The sequence below is a fragment of the Pseudomonas sp. P4_D7 genome (assembly GCF_056401755.1).
Map to the genome: position 1 here is coordinate 36,662 of NZ_JBFUIR010000031.1, position 21,002 is coordinate 57,663.

Annotated in this window: 16 protein-coding genes; 7 read left to right on the forward strand and 9 right to left on the reverse strand. The window is 57.9% G+C overall.

The window, feature by feature from the left end:
- Positions 1–53: 53 nt before the first annotated feature.
- Positions 54–1,067, reverse strand: a complete 1,014-nt coding sequence (locus AC1DVF_RS19665; RefSeq protein ID WP_099759281.1) for an aldo/keto reductase — start codon at positions 1,065–1,067, stop codon at positions 54–56.
- Positions 1,068–1,402: 335 nt separating this feature from the next.
- On the reverse strand, positions 1,403–2,713 hold the full coding sequence (locus AC1DVF_RS19670; protein WP_460091061.1) for an MFS transporter: 1,311 nt from the start codon (positions 2,711–2,713) through the stop codon (positions 1,403–1,405).
- Positions 2,714–2,886: 173 nt separating this feature from the next.
- On the opposite strand from AC1DVF_RS19670, the gene AC1DVF_RS19675 reads away from it, so the two are divergent.
- The 4 genes from AC1DVF_RS19675 to AC1DVF_RS19690 all read left to right on the forward strand — a co-directional run bounded on the left by AC1DVF_RS19675 (position 2,887) and on the right by AC1DVF_RS19690 (position 8,441).
- The gene (locus AC1DVF_RS19675) at positions 2,887–4,005 is read left to right on the forward strand and encodes a sugar diacid recognition domain-containing protein (RefSeq protein ID WP_320336682.1); all 1,119 of its coding nucleotides are present in this window, start codon (positions 2,887–2,889) and stop codon (positions 4,003–4,005) included.
- A gap of 218 nt (positions 4,006–4,223) precedes the next feature.
- Positions 4,224–5,363 carry a glycerate kinase gene (locus tag AC1DVF_RS19680; RefSeq protein WP_477783009.1) on the forward strand — a complete coding sequence of 380 codons (1,140 nt, stop codon included), beginning with the start codon at positions 4,224–4,226 and terminating at the stop codon, positions 5,361–5,363.
- A 223-nt stretch (positions 5,364–5,586) separates the two neighbouring features.
- Complete coding sequence (locus AC1DVF_RS19685; RefSeq protein ID WP_099759278.1) at positions 5,587–7,212, forward strand: methyl-accepting chemotaxis protein; 1,626 nt, start codon at positions 5,587–5,589, stop codon at positions 7,210–7,212.
- Between the two features lie 41 nt (positions 7,213–7,253).
- Complete coding sequence (locus AC1DVF_RS19690) at positions 7,254–8,441, forward strand: pyridoxal phosphate-dependent aminotransferase (protein ID WP_320336685.1); 1,188 nt, start codon at positions 7,254–7,256, stop codon at positions 8,439–8,441.
- Positions 8,442–8,558: 117 nt separating this feature from the next.
- Here AC1DVF_RS19690 and AC1DVF_RS19695 read toward each other — a convergent pair whose 3' ends face one another.
- From AC1DVF_RS19695 to AC1DVF_RS19715, 5 genes are all read right to left on the reverse strand, one after another.
- Entirely contained in the window at positions 8,559–9,536 is a 978-nt protein-coding gene (locus AC1DVF_RS19695) for a 2-hydroxyacid dehydrogenase (protein WP_477783010.1), read from the reverse strand.
- Between the two features lie 13 nt (positions 9,537–9,549).
- Positions 9,550–10,848 carry an MFS transporter gene (locus tag AC1DVF_RS19700; protein WP_477783011.1) on the reverse strand — a complete coding sequence of 433 codons (1,299 nt, stop codon included), beginning with the start codon at positions 10,846–10,848 and terminating at the stop codon, positions 9,550–9,552.
- Between the two features lie 48 nt (positions 10,849–10,896).
- Positions 10,897–11,925: a sugar kinase gene (locus tag AC1DVF_RS19705; RefSeq protein WP_460091057.1), complete on the reverse strand. Its 1,029-nt coding sequence runs from the start codon at positions 11,923–11,925 to the stop codon at positions 10,897–10,899.
- A complete protein-coding gene (locus AC1DVF_RS19710) occupies positions 11,918–12,700 on the reverse strand; it encodes a sugar phosphate isomerase/epimerase family protein (protein WP_460091056.1) in 783 nt (260 codons plus the stop codon). The genes AC1DVF_RS19705 and AC1DVF_RS19710 overlap by 8 nt, the downstream gene beginning before the upstream one ends.
- 82 nt (positions 12,701–12,782) lie before the next feature.
- Positions 12,783–13,811, reverse strand: coding sequence for a substrate-binding domain-containing protein (locus tag AC1DVF_RS19715; RefSeq protein WP_476334568.1), 1,029 nt, complete (start codon positions 13,809–13,811; stop codon positions 12,783–12,785).
- 216 nt (positions 13,812–14,027) lie between these two features.
- Here AC1DVF_RS19715 and AC1DVF_RS19720 point away from each other — a divergent pair, with 216 nt between their 5' ends.
- The 3 genes from AC1DVF_RS19720 (at position 14,028) to AC1DVF_RS19730 (ending at position 19,428) form a co-directional block, all read left to right on the forward strand.
- On the forward strand, positions 14,028–14,831 hold the full coding sequence (locus AC1DVF_RS19720) for a hypothetical protein (RefSeq protein ID WP_477783012.1): 804 nt from the start codon (positions 14,028–14,030) through the stop codon (positions 14,829–14,831).
- Between the two features lie 87 nt (positions 14,832–14,918).
- A complete protein-coding gene (locus AC1DVF_RS19725) occupies positions 14,919–16,970 on the forward strand; it encodes a hypothetical protein (RefSeq protein ID WP_460091053.1) in 2,052 nt (683 codons plus the stop codon).
- A 208-nt stretch (positions 16,971–17,178) separates the two neighbouring features.
- On the forward strand, positions 17,179–19,428 hold the full coding sequence (locus AC1DVF_RS19730) for an autotransporter outer membrane beta-barrel domain-containing protein (protein WP_477783013.1): 2,250 nt from the start codon (positions 17,179–17,181) through the stop codon (positions 19,426–19,428).
- Between the two features lie 57 nt (positions 19,429–19,485).
- Here the strand turns inward: AC1DVF_RS19730 and AC1DVF_RS19735 are convergent, their stop codons facing one another.
- Positions 19,486–19,974 carry a hypothetical protein gene (locus AC1DVF_RS19735; protein WP_460091051.1) on the reverse strand — a complete coding sequence of 163 codons (489 nt, stop codon included), beginning with the start codon at positions 19,972–19,974 and terminating at the stop codon, positions 19,486–19,488.
- 264 nt (positions 19,975–20,238) lie between these two features.
- On the reverse strand, positions 20,239–20,880 hold the full coding sequence (locus AC1DVF_RS19740; protein ID WP_460128966.1) for a DUF1345 domain-containing protein: 642 nt from the start codon (positions 20,878–20,880) through the stop codon (positions 20,239–20,241).
- Between the last annotated feature and the right edge of the window lie 122 nt (positions 20,881–21,002).

Genomic DNA, 21,002 nt, shown 5'->3' on the forward strand with positions numbered 1-21,002 from the left:
GACCGCTGAAAAAACAGCCGAGGGTGTCGGCTGTCGAAGGGAGGCGGGCAAACTCAAGCCTGGTGCGGTTTACGCCCCGACACAAAATGACTCACATCGTTGAATCCAGGTGTCGATGAGTGCCCTGGCGTGACCAGCGAATCGATAAATGCCTCATCTTCAGCGCTGATCTTCACGGCCTGCGCCTTGGTGTACGCATCCCATTGCTGCTCCGTCCGCGGGCCGACGATCGCCGACGTCACAGCACTGTTGTTCAACACCCAAGCGATCGCAAACTCCACAGTTCCGACGCCGCGCTGCTCGGTGTACTGCTGAATCTGTTGGGCAATACGCAGCGACTCGACGCGCCATTCGGTTTCCAGAATGCGCTTGTCCTGACGTCCGGCGCGGCTGTTGGCGTCCGGTTTGGCGTCCGGTGCGTATTTGCCGCTCAGCACGCCCCGGGCCAGCGGGCTGTAAGGCACCACGCCAAGGCCATAGCTTTGCGCTGCTGTGATCTGCTCGGTCTCGGCCTGACGGTTGACGATGTTGTACAGCGGCTGGCTGATCACCGGGCGGTCAACACCGAGTTTATCGGCGATACGAATCACCTCGGCGATCCGCCAGCCGCGATAGTTGGACAAACCCCAGTAGCGAATCTTGCCCTGACGGATCAGATCGCCAATCGCCGACACGCTGACTTCAAGCGGTGTGTTGTGGTCTTCACGGTGCAGGTAATAAATGTCGAGATAGTCGGTGCCGAGCCGGGTCAGGCTGGCATCGATGCCATTGAAGATATGTTTGCGGCTCAAGCCGCTGCGGTTTGGCACGCCGTCCACCGGGCCGAAACCGACCTTGGTCGCCAGCACCCACTCATGCCGATGCCGGGCAATTGCTTCACCGACGATCTCTTCGGAGCGGCCGTTGGTGTAGACATCGGCGGTGTCGATGAAATTGATCCCCTGATCCCAGGCTTTGTCGATGATGCGCAGCGAATCCTCCGCGCTGGTCTGCTCGCCAAACATCATTGTGCCGAGGGTGAGGGTGGACACCTGTAACCCTGAGTGCCCGAGAGTGCGAAAGCTCATGCCGAAATCCTTTTGTCGGTGGGAAAGGGTTAATCAAATACCAGAAGCGTGCAATGCGGCAAAGTGAATTATTGGCTAAACACAGCCCTCACCCTAACCCTCTCCCGGAGGGAGAGGGGACCGACCGAGGTGTTTCAAAGAGGTACGCCGACGTGCAATACCGAGTCGAATTCAGATCCTGAATAGCTCGGCAATCGGCTCCCTTTCCCCCTCGCCCCCCTGGGGGAGAGGGCTGGGGTGAGGGGGAAAAGGATCTACAGAACACCACAAACTCCAAGCCGAACCCCCAATAAAAAACGACCCTGAAAAGGGCCGTTCTTCCGTGCATCAAAAACTCAAGCCCGCAACGTCCGCGTCATGCGCAACGCCAGTAGACTCCCGCCCACAATCACACCCGCCAGCAAATACAACGCCGCATCCGTCGAACCCGTGCTGTCCTTTACCCAACCCACCAGATACGGACTGAGAAACCCGGCCATCTGCCCCATCGAGTTGATCAACGCCAGACCACCGGCCGCAGCTCCGGCGCTCAACATGGCCGTCGGCACTGGCCAGAACATCGGCAGACCCGTCAACGCGCCCATGGTGGCAATGGTCAGACCGAGAATCGCAATCGCCGGATTCGCCGCAAAATTCACCGCAATCACCAGACCGATCGCGCCCATCAGCATCGGCACCACCAAATGCCAGCGGCGTTCTTTGCGCAGGTCCGCCGAGCGCCCGACCACCAGCATGAACACCGCCGCCAGCAGATAAGGAATCGCACTCAGCCAGCCAATCACCAGGTTATCGCTGAAGCCAAGGTTCTTGATAATCGACGGCAACCAGAAGTTGATCGCGTACACGCCGCTCTGGATGCAGAAGTAGATCAGGCCAAATGCCCAGATCGCCGGCTTCTTGAACACCGCCAGCAGCGAGTCGGAGGTGGTTTTCGGTTTGTTCGCCAAATCTTCGGCCTGATCCGCTTCCAGCACTGCACGCTCATGCGGGCTCAGCCACTTGGCGTTGGCGAAGCTGTCGCTCAGCAGGAACCAGGCGAGGGCGCCGAGGATTACCGTTGGAATGCCTTGCAGCAGGAACATCCACTGCCAACCGGCCAGACCGCCCTGGCCTGCAGCAAAGTGATTGAGGATCCAGCCCGAGAAAGGGCTACCGAGCAAACCGGACACCGGGATCGCCGACATGAACAGCGCCATGATCCGGCCACGGCGGAAGGTCGGAAACCACTGCGAGAGGTACAGCACGACGCCCGGGAAGAACCCGGCTTCAGCTGCACCGGTGAACAGGCGCAGGGTGTAGAACTCGGTCGGGGTGGTGACGAACAACAGGCAGGTCGACAGCGTGCCCCAGGTGATCATCATCAGCGCGATCCAGCGCCGTGGGCCGAATCTGGTCAACGCCAGATTGCTCGGCACGCCGCACAGCACGTAGCCGATGAAGAAGATACCGGCACCGAGGCCGTACACGGTTTCGCTGAATTTCAGGGCATCAAGCATCTGCAATTTGGCAAATCCAACGTTGACCCGGTCGAGGTAGTTGAACAAGTAGCAGATGAAAATGAAGGGGATCAAACGCAGGGTGATGCGTTTATAAACGGCGTTTTTACCGTCATCGATGGTCTGGGTAGCTGCGGCGCTCTGCGACATAGCGGCTCTCTCTATTTATTATGATTTTTTGCGATGCAAAGGGTAACGTTGATCGCCCCGAGAGTCTCGGCCACCTTTGGCTGGATTGTCTTTGTGCCTGCGCACAGGGTTTGCCGTCAGACCCTGTGCGGGTGAACAACCGCCAGTGCCATAAATCAAGGATTGCCGCCGCTATGTTTGAACTCGATCACGACCTCGCCCAGGATATCGTCGACCGGGCCATGGCCATTTTGCCCTACAACGTCAACGTCATGGACAGCCAGGGGTTGATCCTCGGCAGTGGCGAACCGGAGCGCATCAATACTCGTCACGAAGGCGCGCAACTGGTGCTGGCCAACGGTCGTGTGGTGGAGATCGATGCGCAAACCGCTGTGCATTTGAAAGGCGTGCAACCGGGGATCAACCTGCCGCTGTTGCTCGATCAGCGCTTGATCGGTGTACTCGGCATCACCGGCGAACCGGAGCAGTTGCGCACTTATGCCGAACTGGTGCGCATGACCGCCGAAATGCTCGTTGGCCAGCGCAATCAACAGGCCGAGCAGCAATGGCGGCGCCAGCGTTGTGATGATTTGCTGGCGCTGCTGTTGAGCGAGGCGGGGGACTCGCCGCGTCTGGTCGATGAGGCGCAGCAACTTGGGCTCAAGCCGCAATTGACGCGAGTGCCGTATCTGTTCGAGCTGGGCCTTGAACATGGACCTGGGCAAACCGTCGAGGCGTTGAGTGCCTGGCTGACGTCGCGTTATCCCGATAGCTGGTGCGTGAGTTCGGCGAAGTCATCGCTGTTGTGGTGCCGCCCGGCAAGTCAAAACGTCGAGCATGATCGCCTGCTAGAAAAACTCGACAGCCTCGGCTGGAAGATTCTGCGCATTGCCGTGGGCGGGCAGGCCGATGGACTCGCCGGGCTGCGCCGTTGTTATCGCCGCGTGGGCGACTTGCTCGCCTATGGTCGCGAAGTGTTGCCGCATTCGCGATTGCTGACGCTGAACCGTTATCGATTGCCAGTGATGTTGTGGCGGCATCGTAACGATGATGCACTGGACGAATTGCTCAAACCGCTGCGCAAGGTGATTGCCAAGGACGGCAACGGCCAGTTGCTGGCGACGTTGCGCAGTTGGTGCGAGCACGATGGCCAGAGTCAGGCCTGTGCCGATGCCTTGGGCATTCATCGCAACAGTTTGCGTTATCGGATGGAGCGGATTGCTGAACTGAGCGGGGTTGATCCGCTGCGGCTCGATGGGATGCTGGCGCTGTATCTCGGGGTGCAGCTTCTTCCCCAGACTGATCCGAACTGATTGGGCGCCTTTAAGGAAGCCTTCGCGAGCAAGCTCGCTCCCACAGGGGAATGCATTTCAAATGTGGGAGCGAGCTTGCTCGCGAAGGGGCCGGAACATTCAACATCAGATCTTTTTGTGAAAATGAACAATAAACGCCCCCGCCACTTGTGCAGCGGACAGGCGTCAAGGCGCATGCCGACTGGCAGCATGAGGGGCATTGCAACCGGAGAATTCCCATGAAGATCGTCATCGCCCCCGACTCGTTCAAGGACAGCCTCAGTGCCCAAGGCGTCGCCGAAGCCATTGCCCTCGGCCTGGCCCAGGTCTGGCCGCAGGCAACGATGATCAAATGCCCGATGGCTGATGGCGGCGAAGGCACGGTCGAATCGATTCTGGCTGCCTGCGAAGGCGAACTGCGCCGCACCCGCGTGCGTGGCCCTTTGGGCACTCCCGTCGACGCTGCGTGGGGCTGGTTGCCGCATAACCACACCGCAATCATCGAAATGGCTGAAGCCAGCGGCTTGCAATTGGTGCCGCTGGGACAACGCGATGCCTGCATCAGCAGCACCTTCGGTACCGGCGAACTGATTCGCGCAGCGCTGGATGCTGGTGCGCACCGGGTGATTCTGGCGATTGGCGGCAGTGCCACCAACGATGGTGGTGCCGGGGCGATGCAGGCGTTGGGTGTGAAATTGCTCGATGCGCAACATCAGTCGCTGGTGCCCGGCGGCTTGGCCCTAGCGCAACTGGCACGCTTGGACTTGAGCGAACTCGACCCGCGACTGGCGCAGGTGCGTTTCGATATCGCCGCTGATGTGAACAATCCGCTGTGTGGCCCACACGGTGCCTCGGCGATTTTCGGCCCGCAGAAAGGTGCATCGCCGGCGCAAGTGCAGCAACTCGATCAGGCGTTGGGGCACTTCGCCGAACTGTGTGCGCAGGCGTTGGGCAAAGATGTCCGCGACGAACCGGGCAGCGGAGCGGCGGGAGGTTTGGGCTTTGCGGCCAAGGCTTTTCTCGGCGCGCAGTTTCAAGCCGGGGTTGAAGTGGTTGCCGAACTGGTCGGCCTCGCCGAAGCGGTCAAAGGCGCTGATCTGGTGATCACCGGAGAAGGGCGATTCGATGCGCAGACGTTGCGCGGCAAGACCCCGTTCGGCGTCGCACGGATTGCCAAGCAACACGACGTGCCGGTGATTGTCATCGCCGGGACATTGGGAGAGGGTTATCAAGACCTCTACAATCACGGTATCGATGCGGCATTCGCCGTGACCAGCGGCCCAATGACGCTGGAGCAGGCCTGCGCCGAAGCACCGCGCCTGTTGCGTGAACGGGCGACGGACATCGCCCGCGTCTGGCAGATGGCCGCCAAACGCTGAGCCAGATCGGCAGCTCCTACACCAAGCGACCAACTGTGTTTCATTGTTGTAACACCCGGAAAAATAATTTCTCTTGACCCGCAATCTTCCTAAAGCCTGGCCGATACAGATAACAGGCGCGCACCAAACTTCCTGAAAACAGCGACGCCAGACTGAGCCCGTCCCCCTAGGGCCAGTGACGACGCATGGACGCTCGTGGTTTCTATCTTTCGAGAGCTCAACTATGTCCCTGCGTAACCTGAATATCGCGCCCCGTGCCTTCCTCGGTTTTGCCTTTATCGCCTTGTTGGTGATCGTGCTCGGCGTGTTTGCCGTCAACCGCATGAGCACTATCCGTCAAGCCTCGATCGACATGGAGACCAACCAACTGCCCAGCGTGACGAACCTTGGCGTGGTGACGGAAAACGTTCTGCGTCTGCGGATTCTGTCGTTCCGGATTCTGGTCAACCGTGACCCTGCCGGTCTGCAAGAGGCGCAAACACGCATTGGCGTGCTGGTAGACAAGGTACGCAGTGCTCAGGCGAGTTACGCTGCGCTACCTGCCGAGGCCGATGAACGTGCCTTGTATCAGGCTTTCGCGACGACGCTCGACAACTACCTGCAAGCGCAAAACCAGATGATGGAGCTGTCGCGTCAGGACAAGGTCGATGAGATGCGCACGCTCATCAACACGCGGATCAAGGACGGCACCGACCAGATGGGCGAACAGCTCAACAAGCTGATCGCAATCAACGCCGCAGGTGCGAAAGTCGCCTCGACTCAGGCGGGTGAGCATTACGACAGCGCCATTACCGGCATCGTCATTGTTGCCGTGATTGCAGCGTTGGCGACGGTGTTGTTGGCACTGCTGCTGACCCGCAGCATCGTCACCCCGCTGAACCGTGCCGTACTGGCCGCGCAAACCATTGCCGACGGTAACCTGAGCAAAACCATCGAAGTCGACGGCAAGGACGAAGCGACGCAGTTGCTGCAGGCGCTCGCCACCATGCAGAGCAACCTGCGCAAAACCATCGAACAGATCGCCGGTTCCGCCACACAACTGGGCGCCGCTGCCGAAGAACTCAGCGCGGTGACCGAAGAAGCCTCCCGTGGCCTGCAGCAGCAGAACAACGAAATCGAGCAAGCCGCCACCGCCGTCAACGAGATGACCGCCGCTGTCGAAGAAGTGGCGCGCAACGCCGTGTCGACCTCCGAAGCCTCGAACCAGTCGACCCACGCCGCCCGCGAAGGTCGCGATCAAGTGGTGAAAACCGTCGACGCGATCCAGACCATGACCCACGACGTGCAGAACACCGCGCAGATGATCGAAGGCCTGGCCGCGCAGGGCCGTGATATCGGCAAAGTGCTCGATGTGATCCGCGCCATCGCCGAACAGACCAACCTGCTGGCGCTCAACGCAGCGATCGAAGCCGCCCGCGCCGGTGAGGCAGGGCGTGGTTTTGCCGTGGTCGCGGACGAGGTTCGGGCATTGGCTCATCGCACCGCGCAGTCGACCCAGGAAATTGAAAAAATGGTCGCCGGCATCCAGAACGGCACCGGCGAAGCGGTGTCGTCGATGCAGCAAAGCAACCAGCGCACCCAGACCACCCTGGAAATGGCCCGCGCCGCTGGGGTTGCGCTGGAGCAGATCACCCAGTCGATCCATCAGATCAACGAACGCAATCTGGTGATCGCCAGCGCCTCGGAAGAGCAGGCGCAAGTCTCGCGCGAAGTCGACCGCAACCTGGTCAACATCCGCGATCTGGCTACGCAATCGGCCGCCGGGGCCAACCAGACCAGCGCCGCGACCCACGAACTGTCGCGTCTGGCGGTGGATTTGAACGCCATGGTGGCGCGTTTCGTGATTTGAGATACGGTGAAGGCTGGAGACCGCGCAATCAGGAGACGTACATGCGCTATTCAGCCTTGACCCAACGAATCGCCGGGGAGGGAGCCGCTGCCTGGCAGATTCACGACCGAGCGCTGGAGCTGCGCGCCGAGGGTGTCGATATCCTGCTGCTGAGCGTGGGCGACCCGGATTTCGATACACCGCTGCCGATTGTCCACGGCGCGATCGACAGTTTGCTGGCGGGCGATACCCATTATTCCGAAGTGCGTGGCCGTTTGGCGCTGCGCAAGCTGATTGCCGACCGCCATCGTCGGCGCAGCGGTCAAGCGGTAGATGCCGACCACGTAATCGTCATGCCCGGCGCGCAATGCGCGGTGTATTCGGTGGCGCAATGTCTGCTTGATCCCGGCGATGAAGTGATCGTCGCCGAACCGATGTATGTCACCTACGAAGGCGTGTTTGGCGCGTGTGGCGCAACGGTGGTGCCGGTGCCGGTGCGTCCGGAAAACGGCTTTCGCGTCGACCCGGTGGATGTTGCCGCGCGTATCACCCCGAAAACCCGCGCCATGCTGCTCAACAGTCCGAACAACCCCAGCGGCGCGAGCCTGTCACTGCTGATCTGGCAAGAACTGGCGGCGCTGTGCATCCGCCATGACTTGTGGCTGATCAGCGACGAGGTCTACAGCGATTTGCTTTACGAAGGTCAGCACGTCAGCCCGGCGAGTCTGCCGGGCATGGCCGAACGCACGGCAACAATCAACAGCCTGTCGAAATCCCACGCCATGACCGGGTGGCGCATCGGCTGGATGATCGGGCCGAAGTCGTTGGCCGAGCATTTGGTCAATTTGTCGCTGAGCATGTTGTTCGGGCTGCCGGATTTTGTGCAGAAAGCCGCAGAGATTGCGTTGCAGTCAGACCTGCCGGAAGTGACGCAGATGCGCGAGGAATATCGCCTGCGCAGGGACCTGGTGTGCGAACGTTTGAGCGGTTGCCCGGGGCTGTATCCGATCCGTCCGGATGGTGGCATGTTCGTGATGGTCGATGTGCGCCAGACCGGTCTCGGCGCACAGGCGTTTGCCGAACGGTTGCTGGAGGGCTATGGGGTTTCGGTCCTCGCCGGTGAAGCGTTCGGGCCGAGCGCGGCGGGGCATATCCGCATTGGTTTGGTGGTCGATCGGGTGAAACTCGCGGATGCCTGTGCGCGGATTGCCTTGTGTGCGGCGCAGCTGTTACAGGCGCGTAGTGCCTGATGGTTTTGGGTTACCTGTCCCGGCCTCTTCGCGAGCAAGCTCGCTCCCACATTGGATATGCATTCCCCTGTGGGAGCGAGCTTGCTCGCGAAGGCGGCATGACTGCCACCCTAGAGTTCAGCCCTGCCATGCCAATGGATTCACCAGATTCGCCGGCTTCTCCCCACTCAACGCAGCCAACAGATTCTCCACCGCACACCGCGCCATCGCCTCGCGCGTCTCATGCGTCGCCGAACCCATGTGCGGTGTCGCCACCACATTATTCAGCTGCAACAGCGGCGAATCGTGATTCAGCGGCTCACGCTCAAACACATCCAGCCCCGCCGCCCGAATCCGTTGATGACGCAGCGCCTCTATCATCGCCGCCTCATCGACCACTTTGCCCCGCGAGATATTGATGAAGATGCTTTCCGGGCGCATCAGCGCGAACTGCTCGGCGCCGATCAAACCTTCGGTCTGCGCCGTCAGCGGCAACGTCAGGCAAATGAAGTCAGCCTGCTTGAGCAGATCTTCGAGGCTGCGGTATTGCGCATCGAATCGCGCCTCGACCGCCGGTTTGCGCGACTGGCTGTGATAGATCACCGGCATGCCGAATCCGAAATGCCCACGCTGCGCCAACGCCTCGCCGATACGGCCCATGCCGATAATCCCCAGCGTCTTGCCATGCACGTCGGTGCCGAAATGTGCCGGGCCGATATTGCGGTTCCATTGGCCGCTGCGCACCATGTTCGCCAGTTCGACCACACGCCGCGCGGCGGCGAGGATCAGGGCGAAACCGGTGTCTGCGGTGGTTTCGGTGAGCACGTCCGGGGTGTTGCTCAGCAAGATCTTGCGCTGACTCAGGTAATCGATGTCGTAGTTATCGACGCCGACTGAGACGCTAGCGATAGCTTCGAGTTGCGGCGCCAGATCAAGCAACGCGGCATCGAGCTTCAGGCTGGCGCCGAGCATGCCTTGGGCGCGGGGCAGGGCATCACGCAGCTGCATGAGGCCGTCGGCGTCGAGGCTTTCGATCAGCGTGACTTCGCACTGTTCCTGCAAACGCGCCATCAGCGCGGGCGAAAGTTTCTTGTACAACACGACCTGTTTTTTCATGGCAAAAGTCTCTTCAGGAATGCGCCGGCACGGCACGCGTGGCGACGGCTTTGGCGACGACGCGATCACTGGCGCCGGGCTTGAGAAAAATCGTCAGGATCACCGACAGCAGCAACGCGCCGCTCATCAACAGATACGAAGCGCCGGGCGAGCCGGTGGAGCTGTTCAGGTAACCGACCAGGTACGAGCCGCCGAACGAGCCGAGCGCACCCATGCTATTGATCAGCGCCATGGCGCCACCGGCGACGTTGGCCGGAAGAATCTCCGGGACGATGGCAAAGAACGGCCCGTAAGGTGCGTACATGCAGGCGCCGGCAATCACCAGCAGCGTGTACGACCACCAGAAGTGTTCTGCGCCCAGCGCGTAGGAGCCGTAAAACGCGATGGAGGCGATCAGCAGCGGTGGCCAGACAAAGCGTTTGCGCTTCTGCAACTTGTCCGAACCCCACGACACCACGAGCATGCCAATCACCGCCGCCAGATACGGCAGCGCCGACAGCCAGCCGGCCTCGATCATGTCCATTTGCGCGCCAGCCTTAAGAATCGATGGCAGCCACAGTACAAAGCCGTAAACGCCGATGCTCCAGCAGAAAAACTGCAGCGCGAGAATGATCACCTTCGGCGAACGGAATGCCTCGGCATAGTTTTTCACCGCTTTGATCCCGACCTGTTCGGCTGCCAGTGCGCTTTCCAGATCCTGCTTTTCCTGCTCGTTGAGCCACTTGGCCTGCGCTGGACGATCATCGGCCAGACGCCACCAGATAAACGCCCACAGCACCGCCGGCAGGCCCTCGATGATGAACATCCAGCGCCAGCTGAAATGTTGCACCAGATACCCCGAAACCACCGACATCCACAGCATCGTCACCGGGTTGCCAAGGATCAGAAAGGTATTGGCCCGTGAGCGTTCGGCACGGGTGAACCAATGGCACAGATACACCAGCATCGCCGGCATCACCGCCGCTTCAACCACGCCGAGCATGAAGCGGATGACGATCAGCCAATAGGCGTTGGAGACCACGCCGGTCAACGTGGCGAGGCCGCCCCAGAGAATCAGGCTGACGAAAATCAGCTTCTTCACGCTGTGTTTTTGCGCGTAGATCGCACCGGGCACCTGGAAGAAAAAGTAACCGAGGAAAAACAGCGCACCAAGCAGCGAAGACAGGCCCGGGGTGATCATCAGGTCTTCGGCCATGCCCGATGCGGCGGCGAAGCCGTAGTTGGCGCGGTCCAGATACGCCAGGCTGTAGGTGATGAACACGATAGGCATGATGTACCACCAGCGGCGGGTGGCGAGGGTTGCGGTTTTCATGGGTCTTGCTCCTGAGCTTGTTGTTTTTGTCGCAGCAGGTTCAATTGATCAGTTGTCTGTGACGGCCCCATCGCGAGCAGGCTCACTCCTACATTTGAAATGCGTTCCCTTGTAGGAGTGAGCCTGCTCGCGATCGGCGCCTTCGAATTCAGTGAGGAGTTCAGCCCGGGTTGGAAGGCCCTCCATATCCCCGCGACTCTGCACCGCCCGACTGCCAATCCAGTTCGCACGCTGCACCGCCTCGGCAAAACTCTGGTGCTCAAGCAGGGCACTGATCATCCCCACCGCAAAACCATCACCGGCACCGACAGTGTCGACGACATGCGCCACCGGCACACCGGCGACAAACCCCGATGCCAGATGCGTTCGGTAATAAGCGCCTTGCGGGCCAAGCTTGATCGCCACCGCTTCGGCACCTTGATCAAGATAAAACGCAGCAATGTCCGCAGGGTCTTCGAAACCGGTGAGCAAACGACCTTCGCTCAACCCCGGCAGCACCCAATGGGCGAGGGCGGCGAGGCGGTTGATCTCGCCGATCATTTCGCCCTCGCTGGCCCACAGGCTCGGGCGCAGATTGGGATCGAACGACACGCTGCGTCCGGCGTTGCGCATGCGTGTCATCAATTCAAAGGACATCTCTCGCGTCGAGGCCGAGAGCGCTGGAGGAATGCCGGTGGCATGCAGATGGCGGGCGCTCAACAGGTTGGCCGTGATCGACTGTGGCGACAAATGACTGGCCGCCGAACCGCGCCGGAAATACTCGACCTGCGGATCGCTGCCATCATCATTGCGCGATTTGAACTGGAACCCGGTCGGGTGCTGTTTGTCGACGTCGACGTGACTGCAGTCCAGACCCTCCTTGATCAAGGTCTCGACCACAAAACGCCCGAGCGAATCATTGCCGACCCGGCTCAGCCACGCGACCTTGAAACCCAGGCGCGACAGCCCGATCGCGACATTGCTGTCGGCCCCGGCGATACGCTTGTGAAAGTGCTCGACCGCCGCCAGATCACCGGTCTGCTCGGCGACCAGCATCGCCATGGTTTCGCCGAACGAAAGAATATCGATCTCAGACATGAGCAGACTCCAGACGCGATTGGCCGAGGCGGGCGAGGGCGGCGACGTGCTCGGTGGTCAGTTGCACCAGATCATCGCCCTGCAACGGATATTCGGCGGCGCGCATAACRCCTTGGGCCATGTGCCGCAACAGTTGTTCCCATAGATGCAGGTCACTGACGGCCGGCGGCACCGCCACCAGTTTGCCGTCGGCGCGACGGGCCACGGCTTTGCAGTGCACATAACCGACATGCCGGCCGAGCAGGCGGGCGGCGCTGGCAGCGGACTGGTCCTGCCACTGCCAGTTGCCGATGTCGAAGGTCATCTTGATTGGCACGTTGTGCTGCTCGACGGCGGCGAAGAAGCGCTGAAATGGCTCGATCCGACCGCCGTGCAGGGTCTGGTCGTTTTCCACCAGCAACTGCACCGGGCTGAGCTTCAAGCGTTCGGCCAGGGCTTGCAGATCGTTGGTGTCGGTGAAGTAGCCGAGGGAGACTTTCAGCCATTTCGAGTCGAACGCTTCGGCTTGTTGCAGTGCGGTGATCAACTCGGGATTGGGCTGCGCCTGCCCGGCCAGCCACAGTTCGGTCGGCGAGGAATAGATGCTTAGCAAGCCCTGCGCCTGCGTGGCCTGCGCCAGTTGCGCCGGGTCTTCGCGCGTCAGCAGCTCTTCGCGCCATTCGATGCGATTGGCCCCGGCGGCAGCCAGAACATCAATGAAAGCATCCTGCCCGCGCTGACGCACAAGCTCGGCGCCGTAGCTGGACAGGCTGATGGAAACGTCGGGTTTATTCATTGTTATTGACCTCTGAAACCGGTTTCATTTTTGTTCAAAAAAATATCAGGTGTTTCTGTGTTGTGCTCGCGAAGGCGTCAGATCAAGCACTACCAACCTCACGGGTTGACCCACGCTCAACCAGCACCGGCGCAAAATCCACCACCCGCGCCACCTCATCATCCCCACGCAAGCGCATGAGCAAACACTCAAACGCCCGCGCGCCGATCTCCTGCGTCGGTTGAGCCAGCGCGGTAATCCCGCTGCCCACCAACGGATACCAATCCAGATCATCCAGGGCAATCAGCCCGACATCCTCAAACAACCGCACACCCATCTCCCGCAATGCCGTTGTGGCAGTAAGCGCCGCCACACCATTGGCGCAAAACAATGCTTTCGGGCCGTCGCCGGGAGTGTTTAAAAAGGTTTGAAGTTGCGTGTTCAGGTCATCGCCGGTTTCCAGCACCGCCCCGGCCAGGTTCGAATGCAGCGCGATCTGCGCCTGAAAACTGCTGACCCGCTCGATCCGCGAGCTGGTGCCGTCATACGGTTCAGTCACCAGCACCAGATCCCGATAGCCACGTTGCTGCAGATGCGTAAGCGCCATGCCGACAGCCTGCGGGTTGTTCAACCCAACCATGTCGCTGTCCAGTCCGTCGACCTTGCGATCCACCAGCACCAGCGGCATCTCCCGGCGCAGCTCGTGCAGTTCGTCACGGTGATGGCCAAGGGTGTTCACGATCAACCCTTCGATGTTGTACGAGCGCAACAGGGCCAGGTGCTGGCGTTCCTGCTCGTCATCGCGGTCGGTGTTGCACACCACCAGGCTGTAGCCGTGCGCTCGGCAGGCGGTTTCCACCCCGTGCATCACGGCAATCGAATAAGGGTTACGAATATCGGCCACCAACATGCCGATCAGGCGCGTACGTCCGCGTTTCAGACCACGGGCCATTTGGTTAGGGCGATAGCCGAGTTCGGCAATGGCTTGCTCGATGCGCAGGGCAATGGCATCGGAGAGCAGGGCGCGATCATCGCCAATGAAGCGCGAGACGCTGGCCTTGGACACGCCGGCGCGTCCGGCGACGTCGAGCATGGTCACGCGGCTGCGCTGGGCGGTTGAGAAGTCGTTCATTAATGAACCTTGTTGTTATAGGAATGCGCTGAAACCGGTTTCAGGAGATCCGATTTGCAGGAAAGTCGTCAAGCGATTTTATCTGCTGACAGGGCGATATTCCGACAGGCGGTCGAAATACCTGTCAGATATGACAGTAGGCAAGAAGTCTGACACGACGTCTAATCGGACCGAGGCTTTTCATCAATTCCAATAGGTATTAAGGGGCTTTGACGTATGTCTAATCGAGGGCCGCTAAACTTTAATCCACCGAGAGTCATCGGTGTAGAAGATGCCGATATTGACCCGGACGGATATATCCCGCTGGATTTGTTACTGACAGGAATCGACGTGGTCATTCCCCTGTGGCCCAGTTACGCAACGCTGCCTGATGATAGGGACATTTTAACGGTTTACTTTGATCAGCCAGGGCAGCCGCTGTTCAAGATCGAAAATATCTACACAGCAGCGGACATCCAGCCAGAATTTATTATTCGTATCGATGCGAGCTTTCTGCAGGTTAACGGCGTTGGTCAGTTGCGCTACGAGGTTTTGGATACTGCGGATCAACTCTCAAAGTCAGATCCTCGCAATCTAACAATTGATCACACCCCCATTCCACGAGATCTCGAGAAGCCGGATTGCCCGGATAAAGATGACCATGGATATCTGAACTGCGACACATCTCCGCCTTTATGGGAGGGCGTTAAAGTATCTGTTCCCCCCTTGTCGGGATTCAAAGTTGGAGATCGAGTTGAGTTGCTTTGGAGAGGTTATCCAAGTTTAAACGGAAGTAATGTGGAGTACGTTAGGGCTCGCAAGAAAAGTATCCGTTTTCCACTGAGCGAGAATGATATAAAAGACGGGTACTCGCTGGTGATCGAGCCTTACGATGTTCATATAAAACCCATGGTGAAGAACTCTTCCGCGCTCGTTCAGTATCGGGTTTTTCGCGGCCGGAGACTCATTGGAGTCTCCAAAGTCAGAGTGGTTAAAATTGATCGAATAGTTGTTGGCGAGGAATTTCCATGCGGGCCGTAAAGTATGGAGCGAAAGTGGTAAGTAATAAGTGTGGGATAACCAAGAGACTAGAAAGATTTCCTGATATGCAGACGTATGGAGAGAACCATGAACGCTATAGTTAAAAAGGCACACCTGTCCAGGCTGGCGGCGCTGAAAGCAAGGTCCACCGTGCATAACGCTGTGGATGCGGATCCGCCATTGGCTGTTACATTCCCTGCGCAAACACTACTTCCTGATTTGCGCATCCCGATTGCTTCTCTTAACGGTGATTTGGAATATGTGGTGCCAAAGCCGGTAATTGAGGACGACGATGATTCATTTCAACCACAGATTCGAATAGCAGGTACGACGACGTGGCTGGACGTTGTTGATTCAGCTGATCCAGACTCTCCGTATATCATTCCCGGTGCGGTCACTGGTCGAGACTGGACGGTGCCCTACAAGATTCGACGCAGCTTGTTTAGAGAGGAGCTTACGCCCGAAGCGCCTACCCAATGGGAGTTCCGATATATTTTCTTTGCTGGCGGTATTAATGATGTCGCATCCAGTACCGCTACCTTCGCCATCGATCTTACACCGCCCTACAGAGTAAAAACCCCGCCCGGCTCCGACCGAAACCCCGGAGCGCCTACATGGCCTGCCGATTTAGGGCCGACTGTTCCCATTGATGAAGCCTACCTCGAAGGCAAAACCCATATCATCGTCAAGCCCGCGATTCCCGCAAACTACGAGGCAACTGACGTTTACAGATTTTTCTTCGGGCCTGCGCCGGATCCCGGCCGCGATACTCCCGTATTTAATGCTGTACTGTCGGCGGCTCGGGAAGCTGCAATTGAAGTCAAAGTGTTTGTCGATGCCGCTGATGGTCCTCATCAGCTTATTTATGTGTCCAAAGATCTGCCAGGAAATGAAGGGCGCCGATCAAACTTCAGTCAGCGTACCGTTCAACATGCCAAGGATCCCGATCCCGATACGGTGGTACCACCGATTGTCACGCTGGCAAATGGTACCGATGGCGACAACTTGATCGATCTTGCAGACACTCAGTTTGATTCTCAAGGTGTGGAGTTCAAGGTCAAAGTGCCTACTCCCAATGCTCCAGCGGATACGATTGCCGGCTACTGGGGGGGGCAACAGGTAGGCACCGAGCAGCGCGTGGGTGCCAATACCGAACTGACGTTTTACGCCCCCTATGATCTGGTCAAGCAGGTATACGGCGATACCGATGGCATCGTTAAAACCAATGTCAGTTTCAATATGTTTCGTGGTATCCGTCCGTTGGCTGACTCAAACGTTGAAATCGATGTTGATATTTCATATATCGGTCCGGATCCAATAACCATTGGTCTGGAGGCGCCAACGCTGAAGACAACTGCGGGCACTGACAACGCAATCGAGGAGGGTGATTACGGAGATAACGCCATTACTGCGACTATCAAACTTTTTGCTGCCCCCCCGACAGAGGAAGGTTGGCTGATCGATCTGTTTTATGACGACATCCAGATTGGCGACCCCATCCCGTTAACAACAGGTCAAGAGGGCAAGGAAATAACTCATGTCATTCCTTGGTCTGTTATTCAACAGCAGGAAAGTGGGCCCAAGGTTCTACGGTATACCCTCTACACTCCGGGCTCGAACAACCCAACTCCGTCGAGACCGAGGGATATCCCGGTCGACCCATTCCCGATTGAAATGGCTGCGCCGGTAATATTGGGTCTGGCGGGGTCGGTAAGAAGGATTGGATGCTCCACCTTGAACTTCCCTACGGAGACTGTCCCAAATGATGGTACCGCGAGACGAAATTTGCTCGTTCGTGTATTGCCCAATACGTATACGGTCGATGGTGAAACCATTACTTTGAAGTATCAGGCATTTGAGCGGGCGGAGCCGACGAAACCTATTCCCAATACTGATGCAACGGCGACTTACCCAATCTCGGGGACATTTCCTACCGATGGTGCGCTAATCAATATTGGTGATTACGAGGAAGATTTCAAACCGGCTCATATGCAGCTTGGCAGGTTGACTTATTCCATTTCCCGCGGGGGAGCTGGTAATAATCCGACACCAGACTCGCTGCCTGCTGAGAGCACGCTGGATCTGGATGACAGTCAAGGTCGTTTTTGTGAGGAATTTATTCCCGTGCCAAATCCATGATGGATGATTTTTGGGGGGGCGATCGCAAAGTTTGTGACCGCCTCCTCCGATTACTTACATCTGATATTAAAACTTTTAGCCCGAAAGAATTTTCGCCAACTAATTGAGGATAACTCCTACATAAATTTATGAGTCTTCTCTATAGCCTTGCGCCCCTCCAGGAATGGCTACGACTGCCATTTCACCAGTCAGACAGCAGGTATTCACTATGCGGGGTAAGTCATTGTCGGGTCCAGGCCGTTCGCGGCGTTACATAGTTTTGAGCCCATCGTTGTTGGCAATTTTGAGTGCCTGCGCCAGCGCGGCTCCGGTGGTGGGCCGCGAGGAAACGGTAAACGGCGGCACGCCGGAACGCTGGGACCTTTCCCAGAACGCCACGCTGACAGTCAACGGCGCGCAAACGCTGGCCATCAACTCTGAAAATTCAACATTGATCGTGAATCCTGGTAGCACAACGCAGCAGATCTCGGCTCGCGAAGGGTCAACGGTCAATCTGAGCAATGCGACCGTTTCGGCTACCGGGGGCTTGGCGGCGGTCTTTTTAAGTAGCTCTCAAGCGACGATCGACAGCAGTTCGATTACCGGAAATCGTGTTGGACTCCAAGTGGTTCGCGATGCCAATACACAGGACGGCTCCAATGTTTCTGTTACCAATGGCACGAAGATCACTGGTGTGACCGGGGGAGCGTTGGTCAGTGCCTTCAGCGTCCTGAACCTCAGCGATTCCGACCTTCTCGGCACCGGAGCCAGCAGCTACGGACTTCGGCTGAATAGCGGTCAAGCCACGGCCCGAAACAGCTCTATCATTGGTGGTCGAGAAGGCGTCGTCATCGATGCCGATCTCAATCAGGTTCAACCGGCGACGTTGAATCTTGAGAACACTACAGTGCAAGGCAAAACCGGCGCTGCCATTCTGGTCGACTTGGCTAACACCACGGATTCCACGGCGGCCATTACGTTGACCAACTCGCGCTTGCTCGCTGGCAACGGCACCTTACTGGATGTCCGAGGCGGGGCGGATGCCTCGCTGGTGGTCAACGACAGTACGCTCAATGGTGACATCGTCACGGAGCAGGGCAGCACCACAACGTTGACTCTGCAAAACAACTCGAAGCTGACAGGCCAATTGCAAAATGTGGCCAGTGCCACGATCAATGACAGTTCCCAGTGGGTACTGACGGGTAATAGCAGTATCGACCAGTTGAGCCTGAACAACGGTGGCTCGGTGGTCTTCGGGGCTACCGACGCCTTTTATCAACTCAACGTAACGTCCTTGTCTGGCAATGGCCGTTTTGTGATGGGCACCAACTTCACCACGGGTGAAACGGATGTGTTGAATGTCACGGGCACCGCCCAAGGGACACATGAACTGCTGATCGCCAGCAGTGGGCTTGACCCTGCTAGCGGACAACCTGTCCGCGTGGTGCAAACCGCAGGCGGCGACGCTCGGTTTTTCATGAGCCGTGATGTCGATCTGGGGACGTATTCCTATGGTCTGGCGAAAAGTGGCAACGACTGGATACTCGATCCCACTACGCGGACCATCAGTCCTGGGGCTCGCTCCGTACTCGCCCTGTTCAACACGGCCTCAACGGTATGGCTGGGCGAATTGACTTCATTGCGCACGCGTATGGGCGAATTGCGCTTCAACGGTGGTCAATCCGGCGCGTGGGGGCGTACTTACACCAACAAGTACAACATCGCCGATGGCTCGGGTGTCGGCTATCAGCAACGTCAGAGCGGGTTTACTTTAGGGGCGGATGCGCCGCTGCCGGTGGGTGACGGGCAGTGGCTGGTCGGGGTGATGGCAGGTCAGAGTCAATCCGACCTCGATCTTGACGCAGGCACCTCCGGGAGCGTGGACAGCTACTATGTGGGTGGTTATGTGACCTGGCTGGATGCGCAAACCGGTTATTACTTTGATGGAGTATTGAAGGCCAACCGCTTCAACAATGATGCCAAGGTAGGGCTGAGTGATGGAACGCGGGCCAAGGGTGACTACGACAATTCCGGGGTCGGTGGTTCGGTGGAAATCGGTAAACACATCAGTCTTGCTGACGGAAACTTCCTGGAACCCTACACGCAATGGTCTGCAGTGGTCATTGAGGGCAAGGACTATTCCTTGAGTAATGACCTGCAGGCAGAAGGTGATCGAACTCGTTCATTCATCGGTAAAGTGGGTGTTACTGCCGGTCGAAATATCGAACTGGATCAGGGGCGGATTTTACAACCTTATATTCGACTTGCCTGGGCACATGAGTTTGCAAAGAACAATGAAGTCCAGGTGAATAACAATGTGTTCAACAATGACCTGTCCGGCTCTCGTGGGGAACTGGGTGCTGGCGTCGCTGTAGCGATAGCCAGGAGTTTCAGCGTGCATGCCGATTTCGAGTACAGCAACGGCCGGTACTTTGAGCAGCCCTTGGGTGCCAACATCGGAATTCGCTATATCTGGTGAACGAGGCAATAAAAAAGGAAGCAAAAGCTTCCTTTTTTTTGTTTGCCGGTATTATGGTTATGCGGCGATCAACCGATATCCACGCAATTTCATGATGTCTCCCTTTGCTGCGAATCTAACCTCCAAGGTTAGTTCTTTCTCCACATCGTCGTCTCGATTCTCCACCACGACGTTGTTCAAGTTCCCGGAAAGAGTAGCGGAATCAGGATCATAAGCGATGATGGTTGTCCCCGAACGCTGAGTATAAGTTACAGGCTTGGCTGGATCGCTGTTGTCGACAAATGTCAGGCGAACCTCATGGGATGTTGGTGTCAGTTCGTAGCTGTCATTCGGCAGGTTTTTGGAGAAGGACAGGGTGATTTCTTTGGTCGTAAAGTCCATTTTACGCTGACGAGCAAACATTACGTAGGCCTCACCATGCGGCAGCGGGAAGGTTTGCTCGGAGAGTTCAACCAGGCTTGCTTCAAACTGTTCTACGGCGTTGATTGTCCCTACACACTCACCTGTGCCGATTGCATTTCTACGTTTGAGAATTTTATTGATCATTTTTGCGGTCTCCATGTCATGACGAGATATCCCGTGATTAAAGGAAACTTTCGGGATGAGCTATCAGAGCGCTAATGAGGCCAACTGTAAACTGTCAGACTTGACAGTTTACAGTTGGCCAGAAGTGTGGTTTCCGAAATTTGGTTATTGGCGAAGGTTAGTTTTGATGGGGAACGTGATTTAAACGGGTCAGGCTCCCGATCATCAGGTTAGCGGATCTGCGCCGCCCGCTTGGAAGGACGGTCTCTGTGGACAATAAAATAATCAGCCAAACAGTCCCGCCGCAATATTGATTGAAAATCCCAAAATAGCCGTGTTGAACACAAACCCGATCAGTGATTGCGCCAAAACGATTTTGCGAATATCCCGCGTTGCAACACCTACATCCGCCGTCTGCACCGCCACGCCGATGGTGAACGAGAAGTACAAGAAGTCCCAATAGTTGGGCGTGGTAAGCCCTTCAGCAAAACGCAACGCCGGCTCCTTGCCATCCCAGGTGTAATACAACCTCGCGTAGTGCACGCAGAAAATCACCCCGATCAGCAGCCACGAACCGATTACCGTCAGCGCGGTAAAACCGTAGTGCATGAGCTTGCGCGTGGTTTCCAGATCTTTGCTGCCCGCGAGTTCGAAGGTGATGGTCGCCAGACTGGCCAGTGCAGCGATGCACACCACGAAAAGCACCAGCCCGGCATTTTCGTCTTCGACCTCAGCGATACGTTTGACGTCCGGCGCCTTGGCGCGCACGGTCAGCCAGAACATCAGGATCAGGTAAGTCCAGACACCGGCGTTCCAGCCGATGAGGATTTTGCTGACGATGGAATCGGCGGGGGCCAGCAAACCGCTGGCGAGGCCGAGGAGGGCGGCGGCGGACAGGCGAGGGTGGGTGCGGGCGAGGAAGCGCATGGGGACTCGATGGGCCAGGGTGGTTCAGACACCTTAGCCCAGCGATGGCCGGTGTRACCACAGTGCTGGATGTTTGCAGAATCTCTGTGGGAGCGAGCCTGCTCGCGAAGGCGTCCGGTCAG

Excerpts from the sequence above, each read along its gene's own strand:
- AC1DVF_RS19740 (WP_460128966.1), bottom strand. The coding sequence starts at position 20,880 with ATGCGCTTCCTCGCCCGCACCCACCCTCGCCTGTCCGCCGCCGCCCTC.
- AC1DVF_RS19685 (WP_099759278.1), top strand. The coding sequence starts at position 5,587 with ATGTCCCTGCGTAACCTGAATATCGCGCCCCGTGCCTTCCTCGGTTTT.
- AC1DVF_RS19720 (WP_477783012.1), top strand. The coding sequence starts at position 14,028 with ATGTCTAATCGAGGGCCGCTAAACTTTAATCCACCGAGAGTCATCGGT.
- AC1DVF_RS19705 (WP_460091057.1), bottom strand. The coding sequence starts at position 11,925 with ATGTCTGAGATCGATATTCTTTCGTTCGGCGAAACCATGGCGATGCTG.
- AC1DVF_RS19735 (WP_460091051.1), bottom strand. The coding sequence starts at position 19,974 with ATGATCAATAAAATTCTCAAACGTAGAAATGCAATCGGCACAGGTGAG.
- AC1DVF_RS19715 (WP_476334568.1), bottom strand. The coding sequence starts at position 13,811 with ATGAACGACTTCTCAACCGCCCAGCGCAGCCGCGTGACCATGCTCGAC.
- AC1DVF_RS19695 (WP_477783010.1), bottom strand. The coding sequence starts at position 9,536 with ATGAAAAAACAGGTCGTGTTGTACAAGAAACTTTCGCCCGCGCTGATG.
- AC1DVF_RS19725 (WP_460091053.1), top strand. The coding sequence starts at position 14,919 with ATGAACGCTATAGTTAAAAAGGCACACCTGTCCAGGCTGGCGGCGCTG.
- AC1DVF_RS19670 (WP_460091061.1), bottom strand. The coding sequence starts at position 2,713 with ATGTCGCAGAGCGCCGCAGCTACCCAGACCATCGATGACGGTAAAAAC.
- AC1DVF_RS19665 (WP_099759281.1), bottom strand. The coding sequence starts at position 1,067 with ATGAGCTTTCGCACTCTCGGGCACTCAGGGTTACAGGTGTCCACCCTC.
- AC1DVF_RS19680 (WP_477783009.1), top strand. The coding sequence starts at position 4,224 with ATGAAGATCGTCATCGCCCCCGACTCGTTCAAGGACAGCCTCAGTGCC.
- AC1DVF_RS19690 (WP_320336685.1), top strand. The coding sequence starts at position 7,254 with ATGCGCTATTCAGCCTTGACCCAACGAATCGCCGGGGAGGGAGCCGCT.
- AC1DVF_RS19700 (WP_477783011.1), bottom strand. The coding sequence starts at position 10,848 with ATGAAAACCGCAACCCTCGCCACCCGCCGCTGGTGGTACATCATGCCT.
- AC1DVF_RS19730 (WP_477783013.1), top strand. The coding sequence starts at position 17,179 with ATGCGGGGTAAGTCATTGTCGGGTCCAGGCCGTTCGCGGCGTTACATA.
- AC1DVF_RS19675 (WP_320336682.1), top strand. The coding sequence starts at position 2,887 with ATGTTTGAACTCGATCACGACCTCGCCCAGGATATCGTCGACCGGGCC.